Genomic DNA, 4,910 nt, shown 5'->3' with positions numbered 1-4,910 from the left:
TCGGTGCGCAGCGGGTTGATCTCTGAGACGGCGCCGACGAACGTGGTCTTGCCCACGCCGAAGCCGCCCGCCACCACGATCTTCGCGGAGGTGGTGGAGCGGGAAGGACCGCCGCTAGAGCTTGCGAAGTCCACTGAGCACCCTTTCGAGCAGTGTCACGTCTGGCTGGCCGCCGGCGCTCTCGTCGCCGCCGGGCTGATGGATGGCGACCAGGCCCGCCTCCGCCAAGTCGGCGACGAGGATCCTGGCCACGCCGAGAGGGATCGTCAGGAGTGCCGAGATCTCGGCCACCGACTTGATCTCCCGGCAGAGGTTGCAGATCCGCTGATGCTCGGGCAGTTGGCCCTGCATCTGGTGCGGCTGCGCGGTGGTGTGCACCAGCGCCTCGATGGCGAGCTGGTAGCGAGGCCTGGTGCGGCCGCCCGTCATGGCGTACGGGCGCACCAGAGGATTGTTCGACGACCCCGCGGGGGCCGGCTCGGGGGCGCGGCGCTGCGGCTGCACGGGTTGGATGTGCGGAGCAGCCGGCTGACCGTACGGCGAACCCGGACCCTGCGGGCCCTGAGGCATGTACGGCTGCCGCCGCTGGCTCGGTGCGGAGGTGAAGTCGTACCCGTTCTGCTCATCCTGCCCGGGGCCCTGGCCATAGGACCAGTTCCCCGCGGACGAACCACCTGGGAGTGTTGTCACTTTCTCTCCTCCTCCGACTGTGCCGGGCCACCCGTCGCTGTGGAAGGCGCGTCCCGAAACCTTACGGTCTCAGGACGTCAAAACGCACCGTTCTTCTCCTAGTTGAGAAGGCTCCCCTGGAGCTCCGCACGAAGGTCCGGGGTCAGGACAGTACCGGCACGGTCGACGAGAAGCGCCATCTCGTACCCGATGAGGCCGATGTCCGCCTCGGGATGGGCGAGAACGGCGAGTGACGAACCGTCCGAAATGGACATGATGAAGAGGAATCCCCGCTCCATCTCCACAACCGTCTGGTTCACACTGCCGCCCTCGAAGATGCGGGAGGCGCCCGCGGTCAGCGAGGTCAGACCGGAGGCGACGGCCGCCAACTGGTCCGCACGGTCACGCGGAAAGCCTTCGGACATCGCCAGAAGGAGTCCATCGGCGGAGACCACCACGGTGTGGGACACCCCGGGGGTGTTCTCCACGAAATTGGTGATCAACCAGTTCAGGTTCTGTGCCGCCTGGCTCATCGGGCTCACACTAACGCTCCTGGTTGTAGGTGCTGTCAGGACCACTGTGCTGATTTCTAGTGGCCTGGCCGTTCGTATCACTTCCTGCGCCACGTCCGCGTTGGACGCCTCGACGCAGGTTGCTCAGTCTGCCCCGCACGTCCTCGGGGGCGCGGGAGACCTGTGGGCCTCCCTGCGGGGTGGTTTCGGCGGTGCCCTCGATCAGGTTCGCCTTGGGTACCCGCCGAGGCAGACCGGAAGAGGTGACTCCTCCAGCCTTCGGCTTCTTCATCTGCGTTGCCTGCGACCACCGCTCGTCGTTCGCCGAGCGCTGGTCACCGTCCGTCTCCGGGGACGCCGTCACACCCTGCGCCCGGTCGGCGGTGCCGTTCGGGGCGCTGCCGCGGCGGGGCAGTCCGGCGTTGGTCAGCTCGTGGACGGTGGCGGGAGCCGGTCCCGGACGCTCGAAGCCTACGCGGTCCTGCTCACTCGCGTCAGCGGCCTGTACGGATTCCGGTTCCGGAGCGTACTGGGAGCCGTAGGCGTTCTGGTAGCCGTCCTGCTGCGGCCAGTCGTCCTGATAGGGCTGCTCGTCGAAGGAGGAGAAGGTCTCCGAGGGGGAGGGCAGGGCCGCGGCACCGCCCGGCTGGCCCGGCTCCGCATAGGCAGTCTCCGGGTAGCCGCCGCCGGACGCGAAGCCGTCACCCTGCGGCATGCCGCCGTCGGCCGGGAAGTACGTCTCCCCGTACGCGGGCTGCTGCGGCTGTTCGTACGCCGTCTGCGGCTCCTGGTACACACCCTGCCCGTTGTCGTACGCGGGCTGGGGCGCCTCGAAACCGTTCCCATAGGACGGAGCGGTCTGCGGGGCCTCATATGTCTGGTCCGTGCCGTGCGTCTGGGCCTCCAGGGCCGCACGGCGCTCCTCGCGTATCAGCGAGCGGCCGACCGGGTCCAACCCCCGTACACCATCGGGCGTTTCGATGTAGCGGCTGTCGTCGAAGCCCAGCTCCGCGGCCGTCCGCATCGGCTGTCCCTCGATGCTCTCGCCCGAGAAGGGCTGCTTCTCCGGGATGATCTGCGAGACGGTGAACTCGTTGTTCTCCAGTGAGTGTTCTTCGCCGCCGCCGCCGTGGGTGATGGCGTCGGGGAGCATGACCAGCGAGGTGGTGCCGGCCTGTTCACCCGAGGGCCGCAACTGGACTCGGATGTCGTGCCGGTCAGCCAGTCGGCCGACCACGAACAGGCCCATGCGCTGCGAGATCGCTGCGTCCACGGTCGGCGGGTTGGCCAGCCTGTGGTTGATGTCCGCGAAGTCCTCGGGCGTCAGACCGATGCCCTTGTCGTGGATCTCGATCATGACCCGGCCGTCGGGCAGACGCGTGGCCGTCACCCGGACCTTGGTCTGCGGGGAGGAGAACGTGGTGGCGTTCTCCAGCAGCTCGGCGAGCAGGTGCACGAGGTCGGTCACGGCGCGGCCGTGGATCTCGGCCTCCGGGACGCCGGACAGCTCGATGCGCTCGTACTGCTCCACCTCGGAGGAGGCGGCGCGCAGCACGTCGACGAGGGGGACCGGCTGGTCCCAGCGGCGGCCGGGCTCCTGACCGGCGAGAACGAGGAGGTTCTCGCCGTTGCGGCGCATACGGGTCGCGAGGTGGTCCAGCTTGAAGAGGTTCTCCAGCTGGTCCGGGTCGGCCTCGTTGTTCTCCAGGTCGGTGATCAGGTTCAGCTGGCCCTCGATCAGCGACTGGTTGCGCCGCGAGAGGTTGGTGAAGATCGCGTTGATGTTGCCCCGCAGCAGCGCCTGCTCGGAGGCGAGCCGGACGGCCTCGCGGTGGATCTGGTCGAAGGCGCGGGCGACCTCGCCGATCTCGTCCGTGGTGGAGATCGGGATGGGGGCGACCCGGGTGTCCACACGGCCGGGGTCGGTACGCGAGAGCTGGTCGACCAGCGCCGGTAGACGCTGCTCGGCGACATCGAAGGCGGCGCCGCGCAGTCGCCGCATCGAGCGGCTCATCTGACGGGTCATGAGACTGGCCAGGACGAACGCGGAGAGCAGGGCGAGGACGACGACGGCGCCGTTGATGTACGCGTCACGCTGGGCGTTGGTGGCGATCGTGCCGGCGTCGTCGACGGCCCGGCCGATCAGCTCGCTCTCCAGCTGGCTGTAGCCCTGGAACTTGCGGGTGGCGGCCGCCATCCACGTCTCGGGCGTGATGCCCAGCTGCTTCAGCTCGGCGGGTGACTTGCCGCTGCCGATCTCCTTGATCATCTCGTCCATGGAGGGCGGCGGCACGAAGGTCTGGCCGGAGGCCTCGACCCTGGCCTTCTCCTTGGCGAGCTGTGCCTTGCCTTCCGCGGCCTTCTGCCGCAGGACGTCGGTGAGGTGGAGGGCGTCCTCCTCCGTGGCACCGGAGGCGTACTCACCTACGGCGACGTTCTCCAGATACGCGTACGAATCGAAGGCCGTGACCTGCTGCGCGTGGACCGCCGTGTCGGTGCTGGGCTTGACCAGCAGGTGCATGCCGATGGAGCGCTGCAGCGACTCGGCGCCCTTGGCGAGGGCGAGGGCGTACACCGAGCGGCCGTACGCCGTGATGTTGCCGGTACCGAGACCCAGCTCGTTCGAGAACTCCATCAGCAGGTGCTCGACCCTGACGTAGCCCTCTTCGGTCTTGACCGGGTCCATGGCCCGGGTGAACGCCGTCCGGCGGATCTGCTCCAGCTCCGGTTCGGCCTTCGCCACCAGACTCAGCCTGCGTTCAAGGCCCTGCTTGGTGGGCCGTCCGACGACTTCCTGGTGGAACGCGGCGGCCTTCTTGTCGGTGAGGTCACGGGCTTGTTTGACGGCCGCGTTGTTCCGGTCGCCCTTCAGCAGCGGTTGTGCGGAGAGGTCACGCTCGTTGAGGAGGGCCTCGGCGTAGGCGCCGGCGGCGGCCACGATCTTCGCGACCTTCTCCGCGTCCCGGGCCTGCTGCCAGGTGTCGATCGAGCTCCTCACCTGGAAGCCGCCCATGACCAGGCCCACCAGCACGGGAATGAGCAGGATCGCGTTCAGCCGGGTCCGGACACGCCAGTTACGCGGGGAGAAGCGGCCATGACCGAGCGGGGGAGCCGTTGACTCCGGCCCGGGATCCTCTGCGGATGCCGCTTCGCGCGGCGGCGGGGTGAAGTTACCCCGGGCAGACGGTTCGGGACCGTTCTCGCTTCGCCTCACTCGACCAACAACCTCTCGGCGACGGCACCTACGTCGTGCCGCGGTGTCTCCAGAGCCCTGTCGCCGACCAGTACGTCTTTGACCCATGGGCAGTTCAGGCATTCCAGCACGTCAGCCTTCGCGATTCCAAACACTCGGAACCGAGGCCTCCGTTGGAGAGAAGCGCCAGATAAAACGGTCATAAAGAGCGAGCCCCGCCAAAAGGCGGGGCTTTTGTGAGCGCAGCGACACCGAGTGACCGCGACGCGTTGCCGTACCACTCGATTTCTCTGTCGAAACGTTATGAATGCCGGGGGCGACCGTGTCAAACGCCACAGTCGGCCCCCGGGATCTACGACAACTGCCGTATGAAACTGGCGAATTGCCTACCGCAGGCGCGCCATAAGCGCATGTTCCACCAAAGTAATCAACGCGCTCTTGGCGTCCGCGCGGTGGCGGGCGTCGGTCGTGATGATCGGGGCGTCCGGGCCGATCTGCAGGGCTTCGCGGACTTCTTCGGGTGTGTACGGCTGGTT

3 protein-coding genes and 2 pseudogenes are annotated in these 4,910 nt (G+C 67.8%); all 5 read right to left on the bottom strand.

Translation table 11 applies throughout. From position 1 onward, the window contains the following. A pseudogene (locus tag ACWDEX_RS36990) lies at window positions 1–134 on the bottom strand (ATP-binding protein); the annotation flags it as partial. Beyond that, entirely contained in the window at window positions 115–690 is a 576-nt protein-coding gene (locus ACWDEX_RS36985) for a DUF742 domain-containing protein (RefSeq protein WP_450469048.1), read from the bottom strand. The gene ACWDEX_RS36985 and the pseudogene ACWDEX_RS36990, both read right to left, overlap by 20 nt. A gap of 98 nt (window positions 691–788) precedes the next feature. Next, window positions 789–1,202: a roadblock/LC7 domain-containing protein gene (locus ACWDEX_RS36980; protein ID WP_055421938.1), complete on the bottom strand. Its 414-nt coding sequence runs from the start codon at window positions 1,200–1,202 to the stop codon at window positions 789–791. Between the two features lie 10 nt (window positions 1,203–1,212). Further along, window positions 1,213–4,395 carry a nitrate- and nitrite sensing domain-containing protein gene (locus tag ACWDEX_RS36975; protein ID WP_450469046.1) on the bottom strand — a complete coding sequence of 1,061 codons (3,183 nt, stop codon included), beginning with the start codon at window positions 4,393–4,395 and terminating at the stop codon, window positions 1,213–1,215. Between the two features lie 365 nt (window positions 4,396–4,760). After that, window positions 4,761–4,910, bottom strand: a pseudogene (locus tag ACWDEX_RS36970) (ATP-binding protein); the annotation flags it as partial.

The sequence above is a fragment of the Streptomyces sp. NPDC001020 genome (genome assembly GCF_053599115.1).
The sequence above is the reverse complement of the archived record's forward strand: the minus strand, read 5'-3'. Positions and strand labels throughout refer to the sequence as shown.